At 72.6% G+C, this 24,799-nt stretch carries 20 protein-coding genes and 1 riboswitch; of the genes, 12 read left to right on the forward strand and 8 right to left on the reverse strand.

The window, feature by feature from the left end; genetic code table 11:
• The first annotated feature begins 1 nt into the window (after position 1).
• Together ADL34_RS06100 and ADL34_RS06105 are read left to right on the forward strand one after the other, a co-directional pair.
• The gene (locus ADL34_RS06100; RefSeq protein ID WP_062671432.1) at positions 2-463 is read left to right on the forward strand and encodes a DUF485 domain-containing protein; all 462 of its coding nucleotides are present in this window, start codon (positions 2-4) and stop codon (positions 461-463) included.
• Positions 460-2,052 carry a cation acetate symporter gene (locus tag ADL34_RS06105; RefSeq protein WP_062671430.1) on the forward strand — a complete coding sequence of 531 codons (1,593 nt, stop codon included), beginning with the start codon at positions 460-462 and terminating at the stop codon, positions 2,050-2,052. Before ADL34_RS06100 ends, ADL34_RS06105 begins: the two co-directional genes overlap by 4 nt.
• Positions 2,053-2,143: 91 nt before the next feature.
• Here the strand turns inward: ADL34_RS06105 and ADL34_RS06110 are convergent, their stop codons facing one another.
• The 4 genes from ADL34_RS06110 to ADL34_RS06125 all read right to left on the reverse strand — a co-directional run bounded on the left by ADL34_RS06110 (position 2,144) and on the right by ADL34_RS06125 (position 6,837).
• Complete coding sequence (locus tag ADL34_RS06110) at positions 2,144-2,824, reverse strand: DUF7342 family protein (protein WP_062671428.1); 681 nt, start codon at positions 2,822-2,824, stop codon at positions 2,144-2,146.
• Entirely contained in the window at positions 2,821-4,491 is a 1,671-nt protein-coding gene (locus ADL34_RS06115; protein WP_062671427.1) for an ATP-binding protein, read from the reverse strand. The genes ADL34_RS06110 and ADL34_RS06115 overlap by 4 nt, the downstream gene beginning before the upstream one ends.
• 74 nt (positions 4,492-4,565) lie before the next feature.
• A complete protein-coding gene (locus ADL34_RS06120) occupies positions 4,566-5,510 on the reverse strand; it encodes a sucrase ferredoxin (RefSeq protein ID WP_062671425.1) in 945 nt (314 codons plus the stop codon).
• Between the two features lie 76 nt (positions 5,511-5,586).
• A complete protein-coding gene (locus ADL34_RS06125; protein ID WP_062671424.1) occupies positions 5,587-6,837 on the reverse strand; it encodes a citrate synthase in 1,251 nt (416 codons plus the stop codon).
• A gap of 109 nt (positions 6,838-6,946) precedes the next feature.
• Between ADL34_RS06125 and ADL34_RS06130 the strand changes: the two genes are divergently transcribed.
• A complete protein-coding gene (locus ADL34_RS06130; RefSeq protein ID WP_062671422.1) occupies positions 6,947-8,122 on the forward strand; it encodes a citrate synthase/methylcitrate synthase in 1,176 nt (391 codons plus the stop codon).
• Between the two features lie 190 nt (positions 8,123-8,312).
• Here ADL34_RS06130 and ADL34_RS06135 read toward each other — a convergent pair whose 3' ends face one another.
• A complete protein-coding gene (locus tag ADL34_RS06135; RefSeq protein ID WP_062671481.1) occupies positions 8,313-8,549 on the reverse strand; it encodes a hypothetical protein in 237 nt (78 codons plus the stop codon).
• Between the two features lie 120 nt (positions 8,550-8,669).
• A complete protein-coding gene (locus tag ADL34_RS06140) occupies positions 8,670-9,161 on the reverse strand; it encodes a DUF6082 family protein (RefSeq protein WP_324610580.1) in 492 nt (163 codons plus the stop codon).
• A 395-nt stretch (positions 9,162-9,556) separates the two neighbouring features.
• On the opposite strand from ADL34_RS06140, the gene ADL34_RS06145 reads away from it, so the two are divergent.
• On the forward strand, positions 9,557-10,678 hold the full coding sequence (locus ADL34_RS06145; protein ID WP_062671418.1) for a CobW family GTP-binding protein: 1,122 nt from the start codon (positions 9,557-9,559) through the stop codon (positions 10,676-10,678).
• Between the two features lie 30 nt (positions 10,679-10,708).
• Here the strand turns inward: ADL34_RS06145 and ADL34_RS06150 are convergent, their stop codons facing one another.
• On the reverse strand, positions 10,709-13,165 hold the full coding sequence (locus ADL34_RS06150) for a DNA gyrase/topoisomerase IV subunit A (RefSeq protein ID WP_062671415.1): 2,457 nt from the start codon (positions 13,163-13,165) through the stop codon (positions 10,709-10,711).
• 514 nt (positions 13,166-13,679) lie between these two features.
• Here ADL34_RS06150 and ADL34_RS06155 point away from each other — a divergent pair.
• From ADL34_RS06155 to ADL34_RS06170, 4 genes are all read left to right on the forward strand, one after another.
• Positions 13,680-15,023, forward strand: a complete 1,344-nt coding sequence (locus tag ADL34_RS06155) for a M16 family metallopeptidase (RefSeq protein ID WP_062671413.1) — start codon at positions 13,680-13,682, stop codon at positions 15,021-15,023.
• On the forward strand, positions 15,020-16,408 hold the full coding sequence (locus ADL34_RS06160; protein WP_062671411.1) for a M16 family metallopeptidase: 1,389 nt from the start codon (positions 15,020-15,022) through the stop codon (positions 16,406-16,408). Before ADL34_RS06155 ends, ADL34_RS06160 begins: the two co-directional genes overlap by 4 nt.
• Before the next feature lie 212 nt (positions 16,409-16,620).
• A riboswitch (cyclic di-AMP (ydaO/yuaA leader) is annotated at positions 16,621-16,784 on the forward strand.
• 12 nt (positions 16,785-16,796) lie between these two features.
• Positions 16,797-17,582 (forward strand): M23 family metallopeptidase, encoded by a 786-nt coding sequence (locus tag ADL34_RS06165; protein WP_062671409.1) that lies wholly within the window; start codon positions 16,797-16,799, stop codon positions 17,580-17,582.
• Positions 17,583-17,766: 184 nt separating this feature from the next.
• The gene (locus ADL34_RS06170; protein ID WP_062671407.1) at positions 17,767-18,462 is read left to right on the forward strand and encodes a GntR family transcriptional regulator; all 696 of its coding nucleotides are present in this window, start codon (positions 17,767-17,769) and stop codon (positions 18,460-18,462) included.
• A gap of 191 nt (positions 18,463-18,653) precedes the next feature.
• On the opposite strand, the gene ADL34_RS06175 is transcribed toward ADL34_RS06170, so the two are convergent.
• Positions 18,654-18,935, reverse strand: a complete 282-nt coding sequence (locus ADL34_RS06175; RefSeq protein WP_062671404.1) for an HPr family phosphocarrier protein — start codon at positions 18,933-18,935, stop codon at positions 18,654-18,656.
• 166 nt (positions 18,936-19,101) lie between these two features.
• Here ADL34_RS06175 and ADL34_RS06180 point away from each other — a divergent pair, with 166 nt between their 5' ends.
• From ADL34_RS06180 to ADL34_RS06195, 4 genes are read left to right on the forward strand one after another with little or no spacing between them, the layout of a single operon-like run.
• The gene (locus ADL34_RS06180) at positions 19,102-21,948 is read left to right on the forward strand and encodes a bifunctional GNAT family N-acetyltransferase/acetate--CoA ligase family protein (RefSeq protein ID WP_062671403.1); all 2,847 of its coding nucleotides are present in this window, start codon (positions 19,102-19,104) and stop codon (positions 21,946-21,948) included.
• Between the two features lie 51 nt (positions 21,949-21,999).
• Positions 22,000-22,587 (forward strand): DUF5998 family protein, encoded by a 588-nt coding sequence (locus tag ADL34_RS06185; RefSeq protein ID WP_055622092.1) that lies wholly within the window; start codon positions 22,000-22,002, stop codon positions 22,585-22,587.
• Positions 22,587-23,780, forward strand: a complete 1,194-nt coding sequence (locus tag ADL34_RS06190; RefSeq protein WP_062671401.1) for an alkaline phosphatase family protein — start codon at positions 22,587-22,589, stop codon at positions 23,778-23,780. Before ADL34_RS06185 ends, ADL34_RS06190 begins: the two co-directional genes overlap by 1 nt.
• A 53-nt stretch (positions 23,781-23,833) precedes the next feature.
• The gene (locus ADL34_RS06195; RefSeq protein WP_062671399.1) at positions 23,834-24,481 is read left to right on the forward strand and encodes a thymidine kinase; all 648 of its coding nucleotides are present in this window, start codon (positions 23,834-23,836) and stop codon (positions 24,479-24,481) included.
• Positions 24,482-24,799: the final 318 nt, after the last annotated feature.

The raw sequence follows: 24,799 nt of genomic DNA on the forward strand, positions 1-24,799 counted from the left end.
CATGTGCTCAAGCGAAGGTCGTCCCCGCGACGCCAGAACCCCGCGGTACGACGATCCCTGGTACGACGCCCTCGCCTCCGGATGGGGCGAGTCGGACGTCATGGAGGTCCCTGACGCCGCCCCGCCGGCCGCCGCCGACGTGTACCTCGAGGTGCAGCGCAGCGCCGCCTTCCAGGAAGTGCGCAGCCGCTACCGGAGGTTCGTGCTGCCGGCCGCCGCCGGGTTCCTGTCCTGGTACTTCGCCTACGTCGTGACCGCCACCACCGCACCCGACCTGATGGCCCGGCCCGTGGCCGGCGCCGTGAACGTCGCGATGCTCGCGGGCCTCGGGCAGTTCCTCACCACGTTCCTGCTCACCTGGGCCTACACCCGCCACGCGCGCCTGCGCCGCGACCGGGCCGCGCTCGAACTGCGCTGGGACACCCAGGAGCTGACGCGGGGCACCAAGGGGGGCGTGGCATGACGCAGGATCACCGGGCCCTGGCGTTGCTGCTGTTCAGCGCGTTCGTCGCCGTCACACTGGCGATCACGACCTGGGCGGGCCGCAACCGCCGCGGTTCGGCCGAGGAGTTCTACGCCGGCGGCCGGCTCTTCTCGCCGATGGAGAATGGTTTTGCCATCGCGGGCGACTACATGTCCGCCGCCTCCTTCCTCGGCATCTCCGGGCTCATCGCCCTGTACGGCTACGACGGAATGCTGTACTCGGTGGGATTCCTCGTGGCCTGGCTGGTCGTCCTCTTCCTGGTCGCGGAACTCGTGCGCAACTGCGGGCGCTTCACCCTCGCCGACGTCGTCGCGGCACGGATGAGGGAACGCCCCGTCCGCATCGCCGTGGGAACGTCCTCCGTCACCGTGTCCGTCCTGTACCTGGTGGCGCAGATGGTGGGCGCGGGCACGCTCGTCGCGCTGCTGCTCGGGGGCGACGGCGGGGCGGCGCAGGCCTGGACCGTCATCGGCGTCGGCGCGCTCATGGTGATCTACGTGTCCTTCGGAGGGATGCGGGCCACCACCTGGATCCAGATCGTCAAGTCGGTCCTGCTGCTCGGCGGCACCATCGCGCTGAAGGTGCTCGTCCTGCTCCGCTTCCACGGCGACATCGACCGGCTGCTGCTCAGCGCCGCCGGACACAGCGGCCACGGACAGGCGTTCCTGGCGCCAGGCCTCCGGTACGGCGGGGACTGGACGTCCCGGTTCGACTTCATCAGCCTCGGCCTCGCCCTGGTCCTCGGCACCGCCGGGCTGCCGCACATCCTGTCCCGCTTCTACACCGTGCCCACCGCGCGCGCCGCGCGCCGCTCGGTGGTCTGGGCGATCGGCCTCATCGGCGGCTTCTACCTGATGACCATCGTCCTCGGCTTCGGCGCGGCCGCGATCGTGGGGACCGCGGAGGTGCGCGCCTCGAACGCCGCCGGCAACACGGCCGTACCGCTGCTCGCCCTCGACCTCGGCGGCGGCGCCGACTCGACAGGGGGTGCCGTGCTGTTCGCCGTCGTGGCGGCCGTCGCCTTCGCCACGATCCTGGCCGTCGTCGCCGGCATCACCCTCGCCTCCTCGGCCTCGGTCGCCCACGACCTGTACGCGTCCCTGCGACGCCGGCGCGGCAAGGCCCGCAGCGAGGTCACCGTGGCCCGCCTCGCCGCCGTCGGCATCGGTGTCGTCGCGATCGGCCTCGGGCTGCTGGCACGCGATCTGAACGTCGCCTTCCTCGTGGGCCTCGCCTTCGCCGTCGCCGCCTCCGCGAACCTGCCCGTGCTCCTGTACTCGCTGTTCTGGCGCGACTTCACCACCCGGGGCGCCGTCTGGTCCGTGTACGGCGGCCTGGTCCCCGCCATGGTGCTCGTCGCCCTGTCACCCGTGGTGTCGGGCGGCCCGCAGTCGCTGTTCCCCGGCGTCGACTTCCAGTACTTCCCGCTGGACAACCCCGGCATCGTCTCGATCCCGCTGGGCTTCGTCGCCGGCTGGCTGGGCACGGTCACCTCGCCCGAGGCCCCCGACGAGGCCAAGCACGCCGAGACGGAGGTCCGCTCGCTGACCGGGGCGGGCGCGGTCTAGGGGGTGCAGGGGGTGCCGTGAGAGTTCGGGGGCGTTCCGTCCGTATGAGAGGGCGGCACGGCTCCTTCCCCCGCCCCCACGGGGCCGTGCCTCAGGCGCGGGTCGCCCACACATACCGGTGCTCAGGGCGGCCCGCGTCCCCGTACTTCAGGGTCAGGCGGGCCCGCCCGGTGCGCTCCAGGAGCTTGAGATAGCGCTGGGCGGTCTGCCGGCTCACCCCGGTCCGTTCGGCGATCTCCTGGGCCGACAGCGGCCCCGAGGCGTTCATCAGGGCCCGGCGCACCGACTCGGCGGTGGTGGGGGAGTGCCCCTTGGGCAGGTTCGGCTCCGAGGGTGCCGACAGGGCGCCGAAGATGCGGTCCACCTCGGCCTGCTCCGCCTCACCGCCGCCGTCGAGGGTGCGGCGCAGCTCCGCGTACGCCTCCAGCTTCACGCGCAGCCCCGCGAAGGCGAACGGCTTCACCAGGTACTGGAGCGCCCCGAGCCGCATCGCCGCCTGCACGGTCGTCACGTCCCGCGCCGCCGTCACCATGATCACGTCGGTCTGGTGGCCGCGCCGGCGCATCTCCCGGACCACCGCCAGGCCCGTGTCGTCCGGCAGGTAGTGATCCATGAGGACCAGGTCGAGGTGCGGCAGTTCCGTCACCTGCCGCAGCGCATCGGTAGCCGTGTGCGCCTCGCCGGCCACATGGAAGCCCGGCACCTTCTCGACGTAGGCGGCGTTGACGCGCGCCACTCGCGTGTCGTCGTCCACGACCAGGACCTCGATCATCGCGACTCCTCCTCGGCGCCGATGCGCACGTCACCCTGTGCAGTGAGGGCGGGTTCCGGCCCGGCGAGCGCCTCGGGCAGGACGACCGTGAACTCGGCGCCGCCCCCGGCGGCCTCGCCCACCCGGGCCGTCCCGCCCTGCCGTTCGGCCAGGCGCCGCACCAGCGACAGCCCGATCCCGCGCTCACGATGAGCCGGGCGCTGCTTGGTCGACCACCCCTCGGTGAAGATCAACTCACGCTGTTCCACCGGGATTCCCGGCCCGGTGTCGCGAACCGTCAGGGTCGCCGCCCGCCCCTCGGCGCGCAGTTCGACCTCCACGCGCGCGTGCGCGGTCCCGGCGACGGCGTCCAGGGCGTTGTCCACGAGGTTCCCCACGACGGTCACCAGCCCCTGGGGATCGACCAGCCGGTCAGGGAGCCCTGTGCGCTCCGACAGGCGCAGCGCGACGCCGCGTTCGGCCGCCACGGTCGCCTTGCCGACCAGCAGGGCCGCCAGCAGCGGATCCTGGATCTTCCCGGCGACCTCCTCGGCGGTCGCCCGGTGATCACCGACGACCTCGCCGACGAACTCCACGGCGTCGTCGTACATCTCCAGCTCCAGGAGCCCGAGGAGCGTGTGCATGCGGTTGGCGTGCTCGTGGTCCTGGGCGCGCAGCGCGTCGATCAGGCCGCGGGTCGAGTCGAGCTCCCGTCCGAGCTGCTCCAGCTCGGTGCGGTCGCGCAGGGTGGCGACGGCACCGCCGTCGTCCGTGGGCATGCGGTTGGCGACGAGGACGCGCTGTCCGCGCACGGTGAGCAGGTCGGTGCCGGTGACCCGCCCGGCCAGCACGTCGGCGGTACGGCCCGCGCCGAGCGCCTCGTCGAGGGAGTGGCCGACGGCCTCGTCCCCGAGGCCGAGCAGCCGCCGCGCCTCGTCGTTGAGGAGGCGGATACGCCCCGTGCGGTCCAGCGCGACGACGCCCTCCCGGATGCCGTGCAGTATCGCCTCGCGCTCTGCCAGCAGCGCCGAGATGTCGGAGAAAGCCAGGTCACGGGTCTGCCGCTGGAGCCGCCGGGAGATCAGCCAGGCCGCCAGCGCCCCCACCGCCAGGGCACCGCCCGCGTACGCGAACAGCCCCGGGATGGCGTGCAGCAGCCTGGCCCGCACATTGTCGTAGGGGATGCCCACCGAGACCGCGCCGACGATGCGGCCGTCGCTGTCGCGCAACGGCACCTTCCCGCGTGCGGTGCGCCCCAGCGTGCCGTCGTCGATCTGCATGACCTCGTGGCCCGCCAGCGCCCGGCCCGGGTCGGTCGAGACGAGCCGCCCGATCTCGCGCGCGGTCGGATGCGACCAGCGCACACCCCGCCGGTCCATCACGACGACGTACTCGGCCTGTGTCGCCGCGCGGATCCGCTCCGCCTCCCGCTGCACCGGGCCGCCGGCCGTCGCCGGAGTCCGGACCAGGTCCTCGGCGATCTGCGGCTGGGCGGCCGTGGTCTGGGCGATGGACAGCGCACGGCGCATGGCCTGGTCGTCCAGCTGGTCGCTGAGCGGCGCCAGGAACAGCCCGGTCGCCAGCACCGCCACGCCCGCCGCGATCGCCACCTGCATCAGCAGCACCTGCGCGAACATGCGCCGGGGCAGACCCAGACGCAGGCGACGGGTGGTGGAGGTGGGGCTCATGCCCCTGACCGTACGCGGGGGTGCGGCGCGGGCCGTAGGGGGATGTGGCGGGGATCTCGTGCAGGGTGCCGGGGTCAGCTCGCGAGGGCCGTGGCCGCCTTGAGCTCCCGCACGGCGAGGACGTCCATGCGCGCGGGCGAGCCCAGCACCGAGGTGCCGCACTTCTCGGGGCGCGGCGGCTGCGCGGCACCCTGGGCCACGTCGACCCGCCAGCGCCGCCCGTCCACATGGGCCACGGTCACCGCCCAGCGCGGAACGGCACCCTCCGTCCGTACGACGCTCAGCGCCTCGGCGGCGGTCTCACCGGTCGTCCTGCGCACCGCGAGCTCGGCGGCCTGGCCGGGCCGCTCCCAGGCCGAGTTGCCCCGGCAGCCGTCGCCGACGATCCGGCCCTCCCGGACCCCGTCCAGGACCCGGCGCACGACGTCCGCCTCCGCCCGCCCGTAGGCGTAGCCGTACGGCAGCACGAGCAGCGTCGGCGAGAAGCGGTGGCCGCCCAGGTGCGTGACCTCCCAGACGCCGTCCACCCCGGAGGCGGCCAGTTCGGCGGCGAGCGGCCGGCCCAGCAGAGCGCAGCAGCGGTCGCGCTTGCCGTTGGTGCACACCAGCGCCAGCGGTTGCCCGGAGTGGGCCCGGCCGTCGAGCGCGGTGTCGAAGGTGCGGTGGTCACCCCGGCCGAGGGCCGCGAGATCCACGTCGAGCAGCTGGCGCGGGTCGCGGACGGTGGCGGTGCGCAGCCATACGCCACCGGGCACGGTGTGGGCGGCGTAGACCCGGCGTTCGGAGGGGAGCCCGATGTCGGCGTGCCGGCCGGGCCGGCGGATCAGCGCGACGCGTACACCCGTGCCCTGCGCGGCGGCCTCCAGCGCGCGGCCCAGCGCGGGATCCAGGTGGCTCTGGGTGAGTGCCTTGGCACCCCACGGGCCGGGCTGCTCGAGCAGCAGCCAGGTCGTCGCGGTCGCCGCGGTCCCCGCGACGGGCTCGTCGAGGTCCTGCGAGACGGTCGTGCACGTACTCACAGAGGTGAGCCTAACCTGGGTCGGCCCGGGCGGCTCTCCCAGGCCCCTACGACACGGCGGCCCCCCTGGACCCCGCCTACCCGGGCAGCGGTTGCGGCGGCTTGGGACCGGTGTACTGCCCCGTCGGCCGCATTCGGAGCGGGCGTTCGCCGTACTCCTCCAGGGCGTGGGCGATCCAGCCCGCCGTCCGGCCCACCGCGAAGATCGTCTCGCCCGCCGTCGAGGGCATCGCGTAGGACGCCGTGAACACCGCGAGCGCCAGATCGACGTTGGCGTGCAGAGAGGTGTGGCGGGCGGCCGTCGCGACGATGTCGTGGGCGGCGGCGAGGGCGGGTCCGCAGCGCGGCAGGCCCGCGAGCAGCGTGAACAGCAGACGCGCGCGGGGGTCCTCGCCGGGGTAGAGCCGGTGCCCGAGTCCCGGGATGCGCCGGCCGGCCCGGAGTTCCTCCGCGATGACGGGTCCTGCGTCACCGCGGTCGAGCACCTCCACGAGGAGGCGGTGGGCGAGGCCGCTGGCCGCGCCGTGCAGCGGGCCCTCGAGCACGCCGAGACCCGCGGAGACGGCCGCGTAGGCGTGCGCGCGGGCCGACGCGGCGACCCGCACGGCGAGGGTCGAGGCGGCCAGGTCGTGATCGACGAGCAGGGCGAGTGCCGTGTCCAGCACACGCAGCGTGGCCTCGTCGGCGGGGCGCCCGCTGAGCCTGCCCCACAGGCGGCGGGCCAGCGGGCCCTCGTCGCGGTCGGCCGGGTCCGCCGGGCCGAGGGCCGCGACGAGCGTCGGGATCAGGGTGCGCGCGGTGGCGAGCACGGCCTCCTCGGACAGATCGAAGCGCAGCGGATCGGCGGCCGCGGCGGCGACCGCGGCGACCCGCAGGCGGTCGACGGGGCCGGCATGTTCGGGAAGGGCTGCGGCGGCGCGGCGAGCGGCGGCGACGGAGGCCGCGGGCGCGGTGAAGGTCACGCCGGGGCGCAGCCGGCCCGTCCACAGCCACTCGGCGACCTCCTCGTAGGAGTGCCGTGCCGCCAGCTCGGTCGCGTCCACGCCGCGGAAGTAGTAGCGGTCGGAGTCGATGAAAGTGAGGGACGTCCGCACCGACAGGTCGGCGCCGGAACCCGAACCGGCCGTGCTCTCCCGTCTGTTGCGCCGGGCGAGCGTCTCGACCTCCTTCGCGTCGAAGGTGCTGCCCCGTCCGCCGGGCAGGCGGCGGCTGCTGAGGTGACCGCGGCTGACGTACGCGTACACGGTCTCGGGCTTCACGCCGAGCAGTTCGGCGGCCTCCCGGGTGGACAGGCGCCGCCCTTCCGGGCCGGGTTCTTGATCGCGCATGAGGTCACCGTATCCAGACGGCTGTACATGGATCTCTGCATTGACTCAATCAATATTGACAGGCAAACAGTCAAGCATGGACAGTCAAATCAAGTCCAGGGAGGCATCCATGTCCGTCAACAAGTCAGCAGCCACACTCGTCGACGTCCCGCGCGGGCTCGCGGGAGTCGTCGTGACCGACACCGAGGTCGGCGACGTCCGGGGGCGCGAGGGCTTCTACCACTACCGCCAGTACTCCGCTGTCGAGCTGGCGCGGACCCGTCCGTTCGAGGACGTGTGGCACCTCCTCGTCCACGGCGAGCTGCCGGACGCCGAGCGGGCCGCCGCCTTCCGCGCCGAGACCGTCGCACTGAGGCGGCTCCCGGACGAGGTGCGGGTGGTCCTGCCGGCGCTCGCCGCGGGCAGCGGGGGCTCCGGCCCGCTGGCCGGACTGCGCACCGCGTTGTCCCTGCTGGGCGCGTCGAAGGGCTTCAAGCCCGTGTACGACCTCGACACCGGGCAGCGCCGCCGGGACACGCTGGCCGCCGCGGCGGCCGTACCCACGCTGCTGGCCGCGCTGCACCGGCTCGGGAACGGACTCGACCCCGTGGAGCCGCGTGACGACCTGTCCTACGCGGCGAACTACCTGTACATGGTGACGGGGGAGGAGCCCGGGCCGGAGCGGGCACGGGCCGTCGAGCAATACTTGATCTCGACCATTGACCATGGATTCAATGCGTCAACCTTCACGGCACGGGTCATCGCCTCCACGGGGGCGGATGTCGCGGCCTGCCTGGTGGGGGCCGTGGGCGCGCTGTCCGGGCCGCTGCACGGGGGTGCTCCCAGCCGGGCGCTGGACACGCTGGACACGCTGGACGCGATCGGGACGCCGGACCGCATCGACGCGTGGATCCGTGAACGCGTCCTCGCCGGTGACCGCATCATGGGCTTCGGGCACCCGGTCTACCGCACGGAGGATCCCCGCTCACGGATGCTCCGGGAGATCGCCCGGTCCTTCGGCGGCCCGCGCGTCGACTTCGCCGTGGAGGTCGAACGGCGCGTGGAGGCGATCCTGGCCGAACTGAAGCCGGGCCGCGAACTGCACACGAACGTCGAGTTCTACGCGGGTGTGGTCATGGAACTGTGCGGCCTGCCCCGCGAGATGTTCACCCCGACGTTCGCGGCGGCCCGCGTCGTCGGCTGGAGCGCCAACCTGCTGGAACAGGCGGAGGACTCGAAGATCATCCGCCCGGCGGCGCGGTACGTGGGTCCGGGGGCACCGGTGGCGGTGCCGGAGGCGGCCTGAGCCGCAAGGCCGAGAGGCGGTCCTGACATACGTGTGGCCTGGCGCCGTTCTGGCTCCAGGCCTCATCGGGAGTAGATCGAGCAGTCACGAGGTGACGGTCTGCTCGCGAGTCGGAATACCCGGTTCGCTCAGTGGTGGCGCGAGGTCGGGCGTCACTTCAGACGACGATAGGGGTGCGTGCTCGTCCGGGTCAGGCGTCGGGAATATCGGCCTTGGCACGGATCAACGTCTCTCTGCTCACGACCACGATGCGTTCGTAGTCGGCGCGCGACGCGTCGGCGGGGAGTTCTCGCTCAAGCGCCTCGGTTGCCTCGGTGCCGATCACGGCGAAGTTCCCGTCGCTCAGTTCGAACACATCCGGGCAGTTGCCACCCGAGGCACTGCCTCGGGCACTTGGAGGCACACCAATGCGGCGCTTGATCTTCAAGATACTTCCGATCACTACGGAGGGTTAGCGGACGGCAGAACGTTACTGGGATTCGTGACGTCCGGCTGACAAAGAACCCGAGTCGTAGCGATGTGTCGGACCCCGATGGCAGACGGTACTTCAGCCGTCGTCCGTGGGATTCGTCGGTGGGTTGCCGACCACCCACCACTCATCCGTGTCGGCCTCGTCGAGGTCCTTGACCAATTGGTCGACGATTCGGCCCAGCTGGGCCTCGTCGGACGAGTCGGCGAGGGTCGCGCGCAGCGCCTTGGAGGCCTCCCAGTACTCGCGCATCAGGGGGTTGTGCATGAGTTCGCGTGCGTGCCCGTGGAACTCCTCCAGGTCGATGAGTTCCGCTCGGTAGAGGTGGTAGAGGTTGACGTACCAGGCGTTGGCATAGAAGTACTGGCGGCGCTTCGCCACCGGAGTACCCGGAGCGTAGGTGTCGATCACAGCGGCAAGCGCCGGATCGTCGATCGCCCGGGACAGCAGTTCCCAGTGCATGCGCTGCTGATGGGCCAGGGCTCTGCGCCGGGAGGTCAGTTCCTCCAGTTCCAGGCGCCTCAACTGCACCTTCTCCGCTTCCTGGCTGCGGCGCGCGGCCAGAGTCATTCCCGCAGTTGCGAGTACGAGACCGGCCGCGACGGAGCCCAACCTCCTCGCGGCACTCTTTTTTGTGGCCATGACAACCCCCGAATCAGGCGGCGGCCGTCCGCCGGTCGTCGGGATGTGGGTCGACCGGAGGGGACCGGCGAGCGGTGGGCGGCGCTTGCCGTCTCCCAGAGTGCCGAGCGGCTCTGATCGGCGGGGAGGCGGAGAGGAGGCGCACGGAGGGAAGCGAGGGTCGCACACTCCAGCGCCATGCCAGACGTCTGCCCGGCAAGTGCTGCTAACAATCGTTCACTTCGCGGCGATTCTCACCGCTCGTATCCTGGTCCGGCAGTCATTCCTCATCCGTGCGCCGGGCCACGAGCCGGTGCACCCGTCGGCGTGAGAGAGGTCGCACGGTGACTCAGCCGAGCCAGGGCCCGCAGCAGATTCCGGTCGTCGTCCTCGCCGGATTCCTCGGTTCCGGCAAGACGACTCTGCTCAACCACCTCCTGCACCACAGTGGAGGCACCCGGATCGGCGCGATCGTCAACGACTTCGGCGCCATCGAGATCGACGCGCTCGCCGTCGCCGGGGCGCTCGGCGACTCCACCGTGTCCCTGGGCAACGGCTGCCTGTGCTGCGCGGTCGACTCCAGTGAGCTGGACGGCTATCTGGAGCGGCTCGCCCGGCCCGGCACCGGGATCGACGTCATCGTCATCGAGGCCAGCGGCCTCGCCGAACCGCAGGAACTCGTCCGGATGCTGCTCGCCAGCGAACTGCCCGGCATCGTGTACGGCGGACTCGTCGAGGTCGTCGACGCCGCCGAGTTCGACGCCACCCGGAGCAAGCACCCCGAGATCGACCGGCATCTCGCCCTCGCCGATCTCGTCGTCGTCAACAAGCTGGACCGGGCCGCGGACCGCGAGCGCGTGCTCGGGCTCGTTCGCGAACTGGCGGACCACGCCGCCGTCGTCCCCGCCACCTACGGCCGGATCGACCCCGGGTTCCTCTTCGACTGCCGGCCCAGCGAGGAGCGCGTCGGACAACTGTCGTTCGACGATCTGCACCAGCACGACGACCCGGCCGGACAGAGCCAGGCCCACGACGGGCATCTGCACACCGGCTACGACAGCCTGTCGTTCAGCTCCGACGTCCCCCTCGACCCGCGCCGGCTGATCGCCTTCCTCGACGGCAGGGCAGAGGGGCTGTACCGGATCAAGGGGTACGTGGACTTCGGCGCGTACGACCCCGCGAACCGCTACGGCGTGCACGCCGTCGGGCCGTTCCTGCGCTTCTACCCGGAGCGGTGGCCGGACGGGACACCCCGCCGCACCCAGCTCGTCCTCATCGGCTCCGGCATCGACACGGCCGCGCTGGAGAAGGACCTGCGGGTGTGCGTGAGCGACGCCCCGCACACCGCGGACGAGCACGGCATGTGGGGCGTCCTCCGCTATGTGCGGGACCCGGAGGCCGACGAGGGGCGGGACCCGGACGACGACGGCGAGGGGCGCGACACCGGCCCGGAGGAGGCCGCCTGACGCGCACGGCCTCCCTCGTCGAGGCGCCCTCTAGAACGGCCCCGCCACCACCGCGACCGTCTTCGGCAGGGACACACCCGAGCCGTCGCGGCGCGGGTCGATCTCGGGCAGCTCGGCCGGGGTGCCGTTCTTCTGGGCGGCCCGCGCCGGGGCGGCGCCCGCCCAGGCCAGGGACAGGCAGTCCTCGCCCTTCAGGAACCGCTGGCAGCGCACGCCGCCCGTGGCGCGGCCCTTGCGCGGGTACTGGTCGAACGGGGTCATCTTGGCCGTCGTCTGGACCGAGTCGTCCAGGGTGCCGCGCGAGCCCGCGACCGTGAACACCACCGCGTCGGACGCCGGGTCCACCGCCGTGAAGGAGATGACCTTCGCGCCCTCCGCGAGCTTGATGCCGGTCACACCGCCCGCCGGACGGCCCTGCGGGCGGACCGCGGACGCCTGGTAGCGCAGCAGCTGGGCGTCGTCCGTGATGAAGACGAGGTCCTCCTCGCCGGTACGCAGCTCGACCGCGCCGACGATCCGGTCACCCTCCTTGAGGGTGATGACCTCCAGCTCCTCCTTGTTGGACGGGTAGTCGGGCACGACCCGCTTGACCACGCCCTGCTCGGTGCCCAGCGCCAGGCCGGGGGAGGACTCGTCGAGCGTCATCAGGCAGACCACCCGCTCGCCGTCCTCGAGGGAGAGGAACTCCGACAGCGGCGCCCCGCCCGCCAGGTTGGGCCGCGACGCGGTCTCCGGGAGCTGCGGCAGATCGACCACGCTGATCCGCAGCAGCCGGCCCGCCGACGTCACCGCGCCCGCCTCGCCCCGCGCCGTGGCCGGCACCGCCGAGACGATCACGTCGTGCTTGGACCGCTTGGCGTCGCCGTCGTCGGTGAACGGGTCACCGTTCGCCGTACGGGCCAGCAGGCCCGTCGAGGACAGCAGCACCCGGCACGGGTCGTCCGCGACCTGCAGCGGCACGGCGGACACCTGGGTGCCGGACGACTCCAGCAGGACCGTACGCCGCTCGGTGCCGAACTTCTTCGCCACCGCCGCCAGTTCGGCCGAGACCAGCTTGCGCAGCTCCGCGTCCGAGTCCAGGATCCGGGTCAGCTCGTCGATCTCCCGGGCCAGCCGGTCCTTCTCCGCCTCCAGCTCGATGCGGTCGAACTTGGTGAGCCGGCGCAGCGGGGTGTCGAGGATGTACTGCGTCTGCACGTCGGAGAGTGAGAAGCGCTCCATCAGGCGCTCCTTGGCCTGGGCGCCGTTCTCGCTGGAGCGGATCAGGCGGATGACCTCGTCGATGTCGATGAGCGCCGTGAGCAGGCCCTCGACCAGGTGCAGTCGGTCCCGCCGCTTGCCGCGCCGGAACTCGCTGCGCCGCCGTACGACCTCGAAGCGGTGGTCGAGGTAGACCTCCAGCAGCTCCTTCAGGCCCAGGGTGAGGGGCTGCCCGTCGACCAGCGCCACATTGTTGATGCCGAAGGACTCCTCCATCGGCGTCAGCTTGTACAGCTGCTCCAGGACGGCCTCCGGCACGAAGCCGTTCTTGATCTCGATGACCAGGCGCAGCCCGTGCTCGCGGTCGGTGAGGTCCTTGACGTCCGCGATGCCCTGGAGCTTCTTCGAGCCGACCAGGTCCTTGATCTTGGCGATCACCTTCTCCGGGCCGACCGCGAACGGCAGCTCGGTGACGACGAGGCCCTTGCGGCGGGCGGTGACCGTCTCGATCTCGACCGTCGCGCGGATCTTGAAGGTGCCGCGGCCCGTCGCGTAGGCGTCCCGGATGCCGGAGAGGCCGACGATCCGGCCGCCCGTGGGCAGGTCGGGGCCGGGGACGTGCTTCATCAGCGTGTCCAGATCCGCGTTCGGGTGGCGGATCAGGTGCCGGGCGGCCGCGATGACCTCGGACAGGTTGTGCGGCGGCATGTTCGTCGCCATGCCGACGGCGATGCCGGAGGCGCCGTTGACCAGGAGGTTCGGGAAGGCGGCCGGCAGGGCGACCGGCTCCTGCTCCTGGCCGTCGTAGTTCGGGGCGAAGTCGACCGTGTCCTCGTCGATCGACTCCGTCATCAGGCTCGTCGCCTGGGCCTGCCGGCACTCGGTGTACCGCATGGCGGCCGGCGGGTCGTCGTTGCCCAGGGAGCCGAAGTTGCCGTGGCCGTCGACCAGCGGGACGCGCATCGAGAAGGGCTGCGCCATGCGCACCAGGGCGTCGTAGATCGACGCGTCGCCGTGCGGGTGCAGCTTGCCCATGACCTCGCCGACGACACGGGCGCACTTCACATAGCCGCGGTCGGGGCGCAGGCCCATCTCGTTCATCTGGTAGACGATCCGGCGGTGCACCGGCTTCAGCCCGTCGCGGGCGTCCGGCAGGGCACGCGAGTAGATGACCGAGTAGGCGTACTCGAGGAAGGAGCCCTGCATCTCGTCGACGACGTCGATGTCGAGGATCCGCTCCTCGAACGAGTCGTCGGGCGGCGGGGTCTTCGTGCTGCGGCGGGCCATCGCTGCCGGCTCCTTCTGTGTGCTGTGGCGCAAGCGTGTGACGGGTCTGACGCGGACCATTGTGGACCGCGGCACTGACAACCACCGACCAGGACCCGATGTTGGGCTCCCGCCCGGCGAGGTGAAGTGTCGCCGACGCCGGTCTCCTCCCGCGACCGCGGTGGCGCACGGGACACCGGCACCCCCTAGGGACCGCGCACGGCGCCGGCGGCAAGCCGGTGCCGCGCGACCGTTCACCCTCAGGGGTGATCGACGCGAAGCATGCCAGGTCGAGCCGACCGGCGTCGGCCCGGGTCCCGGACCGCCCCGCCCCGCCGCATCGGCCCAGCCAGGCCGGGCGAAGGGGCCAGGAGGGCCCTGAGGGAGGCCGACGGAGGCCGCGGCCGGCACCGGACCGGCCCGGCGTCTTCAGCGGGAACTTCGCCGAGCCTCCGCACGCTGCATACAGTGGCAGGAGCTGAGCGGGATCCGCTCGACACAACGCAGCGCACGCGACCGGAAGGACACCTTGCCCATGGGTCACACGGCCACACCGGAGGCACAATCCGGCGGCCTCACCGCGACCGAGCACCGCCTGGCCAACGGCCTGCGCGTGGTGCTCTCCGAGGACCACCTCACGCCGGTCGCCGCGGTCTGCCTCTGGTACGACGTCGGCTCCCGCCACGAGGTCAAGGGCCGTACCGGACTCGCCCACCTCTTCGAGCACCTGATGTTCCAGGGATCGAACAGCGTGAAGGGCACGGGCCACTTCGAACTCGTCCAGGGCGCGGGCGGCTCACCTAACGGCACCACCAGCTTCGAGCGCACCAACTACTTCGAGACCATGCCCGCCCACCAGCTGGAGCTCGCGCTGTGGCTGGAGGCCGACCGCATGGGCAGCCTCCTGGTGGCGCTCGACGAGGAGGGCCTGGAGAACCAGCGGGACGTCGTGAAGAACGAGCGGCGCCAGCGCTACGACAACGTCCCGTACGGCACCGCCTTCGAGCGCCTGACCGCGATGTCGTACCCCGACGGGCACCCCTACCACCACACGCCGATCGGCTCGATGGCCGACCTCGACGCGGCCAGCCTGGAGGACGCGCGCGCGTTCTTCCGCACCTACTACGCGCCGAACAACGCCGTGCTGTCGATCGTCGGCGACATCGACCCGGAGCAGACGCTGGCCTGGGTCGAGAAGTACTTCGGCTCCATCCCCTCCCACGACGGCAAGCCGGCCCCTCGGGACGGCTCGCTGCCCGACGTCATCGGCGAGGAGCTGCGCGAGGTCGTCGAGGAGAACGTCCCCGCGCGCGCGATGATGGCCGCCTACCGCCTCCCCGCCGACGGCAGCCGCGAGTGCGACGCGGCCGACCTGGCGCTGACGGTCCTCGGCGGCGGCGAGTCCTCCCGCCTGTACAACCGGCTCGTGCGGCGCGACCGCACGGCCGTGGCGGCCGGTTTCGGCCTGCTCCGCCTGGCCGGCGCGCCCTCGCTGGGCTGGCTGGACGTGAAGACCTCCGGTGACGTCGAGGTGCCCGTGATCGAGGCGGCCGTCGACGAGGAGCTCGCCCGCTTCGCCGCGGAGGGCCCCACCGCCGAGGAGATGGAACGCGCGCAGGCCCAGCTGGAGCGCGAGTGGCTGGACCGGCTCGGCACCTGCGCCGGCCGCGCGGACGAACTGTGCCGGTACGCCGTCCTGTTCGGCGACCCGCAGCTCGCCTTCACCGCCGTGCAGCGCGTGCTCGCCGTCACCGCCGAGGAGGTGCGGGCGGTCGCCCAGGCCCGGCTGCGCCCCGACAACCGCGCCGTGCTCGTGTACGAGCCGACCGCCGCCGAGGCCGACGAGATCACCGACGAGAACGAGGAGTCGGCGCAGTGACCGAGCTCGCCAGCATGGAGTTCCACCCGCAGCCCCAGGCCGGCGCGCCCCGGCCCTGGGCGTTCCCGGCCCCCGAACGCGGCACGCTGGACAACGGCCTGACGGTGCTGCGCTGCCACCGCCCCGGCCAGCAGGTCGTCGCCGTCGAGGTCCTCCTCGACACTCCGCTCGACGCCGAGCCCAAGGGCCTGGACGGCATCGCCACGATCATGGCGCGGGCCCTGTCCGAGGGCACCGACAAGCACACCGCCGAGGAGTACGCCGCCGAGCTGGAGCGCTGCGGCGCCACGCTCGACGCCTACGCCGACCACCCCGGCGTCCGGGTCAGCCTGGAGGTGCCGGTCTCCCGGCTGCCGAAGGCGCTGGACCTGCTCGCCGACGCGCTCAGGGCGCCGCTCTTCGCCGACGCCGAGGTGGAGCGCCTGGTGCGCAACCGCCTGGACGAGATCCCGCACGAGCTGGCGAACCCCTCGCGCCGGGCCGCCAAGGAGCTCGCCCGGCAGCTGTTCCCGGCGTCCTCGCGCATGTCGCGCCCGCGCCAGGGCACCGAGGAGACCGTCGCCGGCATCGACTCCGCGGCCGTCCGTGCCTTCTTCGAGCGGCATGTGCGCCCCTCGACGTCCACGGTCGTGGTCGTCGGCGACCTCACGGGTGTCGACCTCGACGCCCTGCTCGGCGACAGCCTGGGCGCCTGGACCGGTTCGCAGGCCGAGCCGCGGCCCGTCCCGCCGGTCACCGCCGACGACACCGGACGCGTCGTCATCGTGGACCGCCCCGGCGCCGTGCAGACGCAGCTGCTGATCGGCCGGGTCGGCCCCGACCGGCACGACCGCGTGTGGCCGGCGCAGGTCCTCGGCACGTACTGCCTCGGCGGCACCCTCACCTCCCGCCTGGACAAGGTCCTCCGCGAGGAGAAGGGCTACACCTACGGCGTGCGCGCCTTCGGGCAGGTCCTGCGCTCCGCGCCGGACGGCACCGGCGCCTCGATGCTCGCCATCACAGGCTCCGTCGACACCCCCAACACCGGTCCCGCCCTGGACGACCTGTGGACCGTCCTGCGCGGGGTCGCCGCCGAGGGACTCACCGACGCCGAGCGGGACTTCGCCGTGCAGAACCTGGTCGGGGTGGCGCCGCTGAAGTACGAGACGGCCGCGGCCGTGGCGGGCACACTGGCCGACCAGGTCGAGCAGCACCTTCCCGACGACTTCCAGGCGACGCTGTACCAGCAGCTCGTCGCCACCGGCACCGTCGAGGCCACGGCCGCGGTCGTGAGCGCCTTCCCGGCCGACCGCCTCGTCACGGTCCTCGTCGGCGACGCCTCCGCGATCCGGGAGCCCGTCGAAGCCCTCGGCATCGGTGAAGTCACCGTCGTGACGGCCGAGTAGAGCACGCGCGGGCCCCGTGGCGGGCGGACGCGCGAGGGAGCCCTGATGACGGCAACGTCATCAGGGCTCCCTTATGCCCGGATTGGGGCGGAGGTGGCCAGTCTGCCCTGTGGGATGCGCTACAAAAGCCGCGTTCCGTTTGGGAATTGAACACTGCCCCGCTTAGCGTCTTCCGGGCTGTTCGTCACGCAGTGCGCCGCGCCCGCGGCACCGGACAGTCATCGCCGAGTCCCCGTACGGCGCGAGCCAGGGGAGCCGGGGACCCACCGCAGTCCCTGGGGTGAATCGGACGCCCGCGCAGCCGCGAGGGGGTCCGTAGGAGACCTTCCTGCTCCGAACCCGTCAGCTAACCCGGTAGGCGAGAGGGAAGGAAAGGACCAGCCACCACATGGCGTTCAGCTGCGCCACGGGGAAGAACCGCCCCTCCGGGAAGCACCGCAAGCCCGGCCGGTTCGAGCGCACCACGGCCCGTGCGGCCGGTGTCGCCGCCCTCACCGCCACCGGCGTCGTGGGCACCCTCGCCGCCCCCGCGCTGGCCGCCGAGCCCGCCGCGGAACAGACCGGCCTCATCCCGGTCGTGGCCGTCGAGGACTCCATCGCCACCCAGATCGACGCGCAGGCCGCAGCCCAGGAGCGGGCCGCCGCCGAGGCCGCGGCCCGCAAGCAGGCCGCCCAGGAGGCCGCGCGCCACAAGGCCGCCGAGAAGGCCAAGCAGGAGCGGGAGGCCAAGGAGCGCGCCGCGCGGGAGGCCGAGCGCAAGCGCCTGCTGTCCTACGTGGCCCCGATCGCCGGTTCGTACGTGTCCACCGCGTACCAGTCCGGCGGTGCCGTCTGGTCCTCCGGCAGCCACACCGGCATCGACTTCCACGCTGCAAGCGGCACCTCGGTGCACGCGGTCGGCGCGGGCACCGTCGTCGAGGCCGGCTGGGGCGGCGCCTACGGCAACAACGTCGTGATCAAGATGAACGACGGCACCTACACCCAGTACGGGCACCTGTCGTCGATCGGCGTCTCGGTGGGCCAGACGGTCACCCCCGGCCAGCAGATCGGCCTGTCCGGCGCCACCGGCAACGTCACCGGCCCGCACCTGCACTTCGAGGCGCGCACCACCGCCGAGTACGGCTCCGACATCGACCCGATCGGCTATCTGCGCTCGCACGGCGTCAATCTCTGACGCGCCCGTCCTCCTTACCGTGGCCCCGGCTCCCGAGCCGGGGCTTTCGGTCTTTCCGGACAACGGCTGTCCAAAAAATATCCATGGATTCCGGCCCGCTGTCGGAAATTCACGCCTCTTGCCATAGAGTCGCTGAACACACGTCATTCGTCGACGTTTCACGGGGATTAAGGCGGAGGTCGGCATGCGTATTCCGGCGCACTCGGTGTGCACCGCGATCCGGGACGACATCGTCGCCGGTGTCCTTGAGCGCGGCGGCCGGCTCACGGAGGAAGTCCTCGCCCGCCGGTACGGCGTCTCCCGTGTCCCCGTGCGCGAGGCGCTGCGCACCCTGGAGGCGGAGGGCTTCGTGGTGACCCGCCGGCACGCAGGCGCGTGCGTGGCCGAGCCCACCGAGCAGGAGGCGGCCGACGTGCTGGAGATGCGCACCCTGCTGGAGCCGCTGGGCGCCGCCAGGGCCGCCCAGCGGCGCACGGAGGCCCATCTGAAGGTGCTGCGCGGCCTGGTCAGGCTGGGGCAGGAGCGGGCCAGGCGCGGCAACAGCGACGACCTGCGCTCCTTGGGCGGCTGGTTCCACGAGACGCTGGCCCAGGCGTCCGGCAGCACCGCGCTGACCTCGACACTGACCCAGCTGCGCCACAAGATCGCCTGGATGTACGCCGTGGAGGCGTCCGCCGACCCCGTGGAGTCCTGGGCGGAGCACGGCGCGATCGTGGACGCGGTGGCGCGCGGCGACGGCGAACGCGCCCGCGCGCTCACCGCCCTGCACACCGAGCGCGGGCTGTCCGCGCACCGGCTGCGCTTCGGCTCGGGGGGCGACCGCGCGGAGCGTGTGAGGAATTCGCAACATGCCGTAAACATGCCGAGCCTGCGGAATTAACACGGACGCCGTATACAAAGAAGAGAATTTTCTGGGGCAGTGTATTCATGCTGCCCTTTTCCGGTGGCCGAAGCAATTCAAGGGCTCGCCGCCATGAAATTCCACGCGAGCCGTCCGGGAAAGACGAAGCCGCGCCCGCCGGAAAGGCGGACGCGGCTCGCTCGCCGTGCGGGAAGGCCCGCCCGGACCGCTCAGACCGTCTCGGGCAGTTCCTCGAGGCCCTCGGCGACCAGCTTGGCCAGACGCTCGAGCGCGGCGTCCGCGCCCTCGGCGTCGGAGGCGAGGACGATCTCCTCGCCGCCCTGGGCGCCCAGGCCCAGGACCGCCAGCATCGAGGCCGCGTTGACGGGGTTGCCGTCGGCCTTGGCGATGGTCACCGGGACGCCTGTGGCCGTGGCGGCCCGGACGAAGATGGAGGCGGGGCGGGCGTGGAGACCCTCGGCCCAGCCGACGTTGACGCGGCGCTCAGCCATGTGTTGCTGCCCTTCGGTGTTCAGGGTTGTCTAGACCAGTTTCACACATCGGGGGCGCCCGGCGGAACGGCCCGGGCGCCCCCGCCTCTCCGGCCGCCGCACCCCGCGGGACGTCGGGAACAGCCTGCCTCGCGCCGGTGTCGTACGCGAGCCGTAACCTGGCCCCATGCAGAGCGCCTCGGACCGGCACGTGTACCCCGCCCACTGGGAAGCCGACGTGGTGCTGCGCGACGGCGGCACCGCGCGCATCCGGCCGATCACCGTCGACGACGCCGAGCGCCTGGTCAGCTTCTACGAGCAGGTGTCGGACGAGTCGAAGTACTACCGCTTCTTCGCGCCCTACCCGCGCCTGTCCGCCAAGGACGTCCACCGGTTCACCCACCACGACTTCGTGGACCGGGTGGGACTCGCGGCCACCGTCGGCGGCGAGTTCATCGCCACCGTACGGTACGACCGGATCGGCGCCGACGGGACGCCCGCGTCCGCCCCCGCCGACGAGGCCGAGGTCGCCTTCCTCGTCCAGGACGCCCACCAGGGGCGCGGCGTCGCCTCCGCCCTGCTCGAGCACATCGCGGCGGTCGCCCGGGAGCGCGGCATACGCCGGTTCGCCGCCGAGGTGCTGCCCGCCAACACCAAGATGATCAAGGTGTTCACGGACGCCGGGTACACCCAGAAGCGCAGCTTCGAGGACGGCGTCGTCCGCCTGGAGTTCGACCTGGAGCCCACCGACCGCTCGCTCGCCGTGCAGTACGCGCGCGAGCAGCGCGCCGAGGCCCGGTCCGTGCAGCGCCTCCTGGCGCCCGGCTCCGTCGCCGTCGTCGGCGTCGGCCGCACCCCCGGCGGCGTCGGCCGCGGCGTCCTCGGCAACATCACGGACGCCGGGTTCACCGGCCGGGTGTACGCGGTGAACAAGGCGTTCCCGAAGGACCTGGAGGAGATCGACGGGGTGCCCGCGCACCGGTCCGTGCGCGAGATCGCCGAGCAGGTCGACCTCGCCGTCGTCGCCGTCCCCGCCGAGCACGTGCCCGAGGTCGTCGCCGAGTGCGGTGAGCACGGCGTCCAGGGACTGGTCGTCCTCGCCGCCGGATACGCCGAGAGCGGCCCCGAGGGGCGCGAGCGGCAGCGCGCCCTCGTACGGCAGGCGCGCAGCTACGGCATGCGCATCATCGGCCCCAACGCCTTCGGCGTCGTCAACACCTCCCAGGACGTCCGCCTCAACGCCTCCCTCGCCCCCGAGATGCCCCGCCCCGGCCGGATCGGGCTGTTCGCGCAGTCCGGCGCCATCGGCATCGCGCTGCTGTCCCGGCTGCACCGCCGCGGCGGCGGCGTCACCGGCGTCACCGGCGTGTCCACGTTCGTCTCCTCCGGCAACCGCGCCGACGTCAGCGGCAACGACGTCCTCCAGTACTGGTACGACGACCCCGACACCGACGTCGCGCTCATGTACCTGGAGTCCATCGGCAACCCCCGCAAGTTCACCCGCCTCGCCCGGCGCACGGCCGCGGCCAAACCCCTGGTCGTGGTGCAGGGCGCCCGGCACGGCGGCGCCGCCCCGCAGGGCCACACCGTCCGCGTCACCCGGCTGCCCCACGCCACCGTGTCCGCGCTGCTGCGCCAGGCCGGAGTGATCCGGGTCGACACGATCACCGAGCTGGTCGACGCCGGGCTGCTGCTCGCCCGCCAGCCGCTTCCCGCCGGACCCCGCGTGGCGATCCTCGGCAACTCCGAGTCGCTCGGCCTGCTCACCTACGACGCCTGCCTCGCCGAAGGGCTGCGGCCGCTGCCGCCGCTCGACCTGACGACCCAGGCGTCCGCCGCCGACTTCCACGCCGCCCTGTCCCACGCGCTCGCCGACGACACCTGCGACGCCGTCGTCGTCACCGCGATCCCGGCGATCGGCGACGCCTCCACCGGGGACGCCGAGCTCGCCGAGGCCCTGCGGTCGGCGGCCGAGCGGGTGCCGGGCAAGCCGGTCCTCGTGGTCCACGTGGAGCTGGGCGGACTGGCCGAGGCCCTGTCGGCGGCGGCCAGCACCGCCCCGCAGACCGGCGGCACACCTCGCGGCGCCGTGCCCCGCCCGCACCCCGTCCGCCCCCTGGACTTCCCGGCGGAACCACCGTCCGGACCGGACGGCGACCCCGGCCGCACACCCCGCCTGATCCCCGCCTATCCGGCCGCCGAACGGGCCGTCCGCGCGCTCGGCGAGGCCGTCAAGTACGCCCAGTGGCGCCGTGAGGCCGCCGAACCCGGCCGCGTCCCCGAGTACGACGACATCGACGAGAAGGGCGCCGCGCGGCTCATCGGCCGGCTGCTCGCACGCGGCCAGGGCCTCACGCTCGGCACCGAGGACACCTGCGAGCTGCTCGGCATGTACGGCGTCCACGTGCACCGCGCCCTGCACGCCCCCACCGCCGACGCGGCCGTGGAGGCCGCCGAGACGCTCGGCTACCCCGTCGCCCTCAAGGCGACCGCGCCCCACCTGCGGCACCGCGCCGACCTCGGCGGAGTCCGCCTCGACCTCGCGGACGAGGAGCAACTGCGGCGGGCGTACACCGAGTTGGCCGAGCTGTTCGGCAAGCCGGAGGAGCTCAGGCCGGTCGTGCAGCGCATGGCGCCACGCGGCGTGGACACCGTCGTACGCGCCGTGATCGACCCGGCGGCCGGTGCCGTGCTGTCCTTCGGGCTCGCCGGCGCCGCCTCCCAGCTGCTCGGGGACATGGCGCACCGCCTGGTCCCGGTCACCGACCGCGACGCCGCCTCGCTCGTCCGCGCCATCCGGACCGCCCCGCTGCTGTTCGGCTGGCGGGGCTCCGCCCCCGTCGACACCCCGGCCCTGGAGGAGCTGCTGCTGCGGGTGTCCCGACTGGTGCACGACCACCCCGAGGTCGTCGCCGTCACCCTGGAGCCGGTGGTCGTCGGCGCGCACGGCCTGAGCGCGCTCGGCGCCTCCGTGCGCCTGGCGCCGCCGCCCGCCCGCGACGACCTCGGGCCCCGCACCCTGCCTGCCTACTGAGACGACGGTGACCGGTGCCTCGCAGTCACCGCACCCCCGTAGGATGGCGTCATGGCCAAGACCAGTACGACGACCCAGGGGCTGCGTGCGGCGATCGAGCGCAGCGGCTACTACCCGGCCCTCGTGGCCGAGGCGGTGGAGGCCGCCGTGGGCGGCGAGCCCATCCGGTCGTACCTGGTCCACCAGGAGACGACGTTCGACCAGAACGAGGTGCGCCGGCACGTGACCGTGCTGGTCCTCACCCACAACCGCTTCATCGTCAGCCACACCGACGAGCAGGCCGCGGACAGCACCTCCCCGACGCCGTACGCCACCACGTCCACCGAGTCGGTGAAGCTCGGCCGGATCTCGTCGGTCGTCGTCAGCCGCGTCGTCGCCAACCCGGAGCAGTACACCCCGGGCACCCTGCCCCGCGAGATCGTCCTCACCATCGGCTGGGGTGCGGTCTCCCGCATCGACCTGGAGCCCGCCGCCTGCGGCGACCCCAACTGCGAGGCCGACCACGGCTACACGGGCAGCTCGACGGCGGACGACCTCAGCCTGCGCGTCAGCGAGGCCGGTGACGGCCCCGAGACCGTCCGTCAGGCCCTCCTCTTCGCCCAGTCCCTCTCCGAGGCCACCGCGGACGTCGCCCGCTGATGGTCCAGACCGCCGCCTGGGACGCCCACCCGGAACCCCTCGCCGTCGCCTCCGCCCCCGTCCCCCAGTACGGCGGCGGATCCCTCGCCGACCTGCTCCCCACGCTGGCCGCGGGCATGGGCGTACCGGACATGACGGCCACGATCGCCGAGCTGTCCGCCGCCGACCGCAACTGCGTGTTCCTGATCGACGGCCTCGGCTGGGAGCAGCTCCGGGCACACCCCGACGAGGCGCCGTTCATGGCGTCGCTCCTCGCCGGCTCACGCGGCGGCAGCGGGCGGCCCATCACCGCCGGCTTCCCGGCCACCACGGCGACCTCGCTCGCCTCCGTCGGCACCGGCCGCCCGCCCGGCGCGCACGGCCTGCCCGGCTACACCGTGCGCAACCCCGACACCGGCGAGCTGATGAACCAGCTCCGCTGGAACCCGTGGACCCCGCCGCACGTCTGGCAGCCGTACCCCACCGTCTTCGAGCTGGCGCACCGCGCGGGCGTGCACGCCGCGCAGGTGTCGTCCCCCACCTTCGAGAACACCCCGCTCACCAAGGTCGCCCTCAGCGGCGGCCGCTTCCTCGGGCGCCTGGCCGGCGAGGAGCGCGTCGACCTGGCCGCCGAGCAGCTCGCGGCGGGCGACCGCTCCCTCGTCTACACGTACTACGCCGAGCTGGACGGCGCCGGGCACCGCTACGGCGTCGACTCCGACACCTGGCGCGGGCAGCTGATGTACGTCGACCGGCTCGTCCAGCGCCTGGCCGAACAGCTCCCGCCGCGCACCGCGCTCTACGTCACCGCGGACCACGGCATGATCGACGTGCCCTTCGACGAGGAGCACCGCATCGACTTCGACGAGGACTGGGAGCTGCGCGCCGGGGTCGCCCTGCTGGGCGGCGAGGGCCGCGCCCGGCACGTCTACGCGGTGCCCGGTGCCGCGCAGGACGTCCTGACCTGCTGGCGCGAGGTGCTGGGGGAGCAGTTCTGGGTGGCGTCCCGGGACGAGGCGATCGAGGCGGGCTGGTTCGGCCCGCACATCGACGAGCGGGTCCACGGCCGCCTCGGCGACGTGATCGCGGCCGCGCGGGACGACGTCCTGATCATCGCCTCCGAACGGGAACCGAAGGAGTCGGCCATGGTCGGCAACCACGGCTCGATGACCCCCGCCGAGCAGATGGTCCCCCTGCTCGAAGTACGCTCCTGACGCCGTCGTACCCCCTGTTCCCCCACCCCTCACCGAAAGGCGCTCGACCTCCCATGCCCGAGCTGGTGTTCTTCTCCGGAACCATGGACTGCGGGAAGTCGACGCTGGCTCTGCAGATCGAGCACAACCGTTCGGCGCGCGGCCTGGCCGGCATCATCTTCACGCGCGACGACCGCGCGGGCGAGGGCAAGCTGTCCAGCCGGCTCGGCCTGGTCACCGACGCGGTGGAGGTCGAGGACGGCGCCGACCTGTACGCCTACGTGGTCGACCACCTCTCCCGAGGCGGCCGCGCCGACTACGTCATCGCCGACGAGGCGCAGTTCCTCGCCCCGGAACAGATCGACCAACTCGCCCGCGTCGTCGACGACCTGGGCCTCGACGTCTTCGCCTTCGGCATCACCACCGACTTCCGCACCAAGCTCTTCCCCGGCTCGCAGCGCCTGGTGGAACTGGCCGACCGCGTCGAGGTCCTCCAGGTCGAGGCCCTGTGCTGGTGCGGCGCCCGCGCCACCCACAACGCCCGCACGACAGGCGGCGAGATGGTCGTGGAGGGCGCCCAGGTCGTCGTCGGCGACGTCGACCAGTCCGACACGATCGGCTACGAGGTCCTGTGCCGCCGCCACCACCGCCGCCGCATGACAGCGGCGACAGCCCGCGCGGCGGCGCTGTCGCCGGACGTGCTGCCGGTCACGCAGGTCTGAGTCCGTCCCAGCAATGTTGATACGTGCCACGGCGTGTTGTCTGGGCGCGAGCAGATCTGGGGCAACTGCCTGTGCGTGCGCCTGAGTCCGGTGACGAGCCGCCTGGCGAGTGGGGAGCGGCGGCCTCTGACGACCCCTGTTATTCACGTCGGGCGGACTGCTGAACGGGAGGGCGGGCGGTCCGTTCCTGACGTACCGCCCGCCCCAGGACCGCCGCGTCCCCCCCGTTACCTTTTTCGTGGCTCCGCAATGGGGCTTCCGGCCTTCGGGTCCGGCATGACTTCCCCCTCCTGTTGTTGATGATCTGGGGGGTGGTGT

Source organism: Streptomyces sp. NRRL WC-3605, from assembly GCF_001509795.1.
Lineage (GTDB): Bacteria > Actinomycetota > Actinomycetes > Streptomycetales > Streptomycetaceae > Streptomyces > Streptomyces viridochromogenes.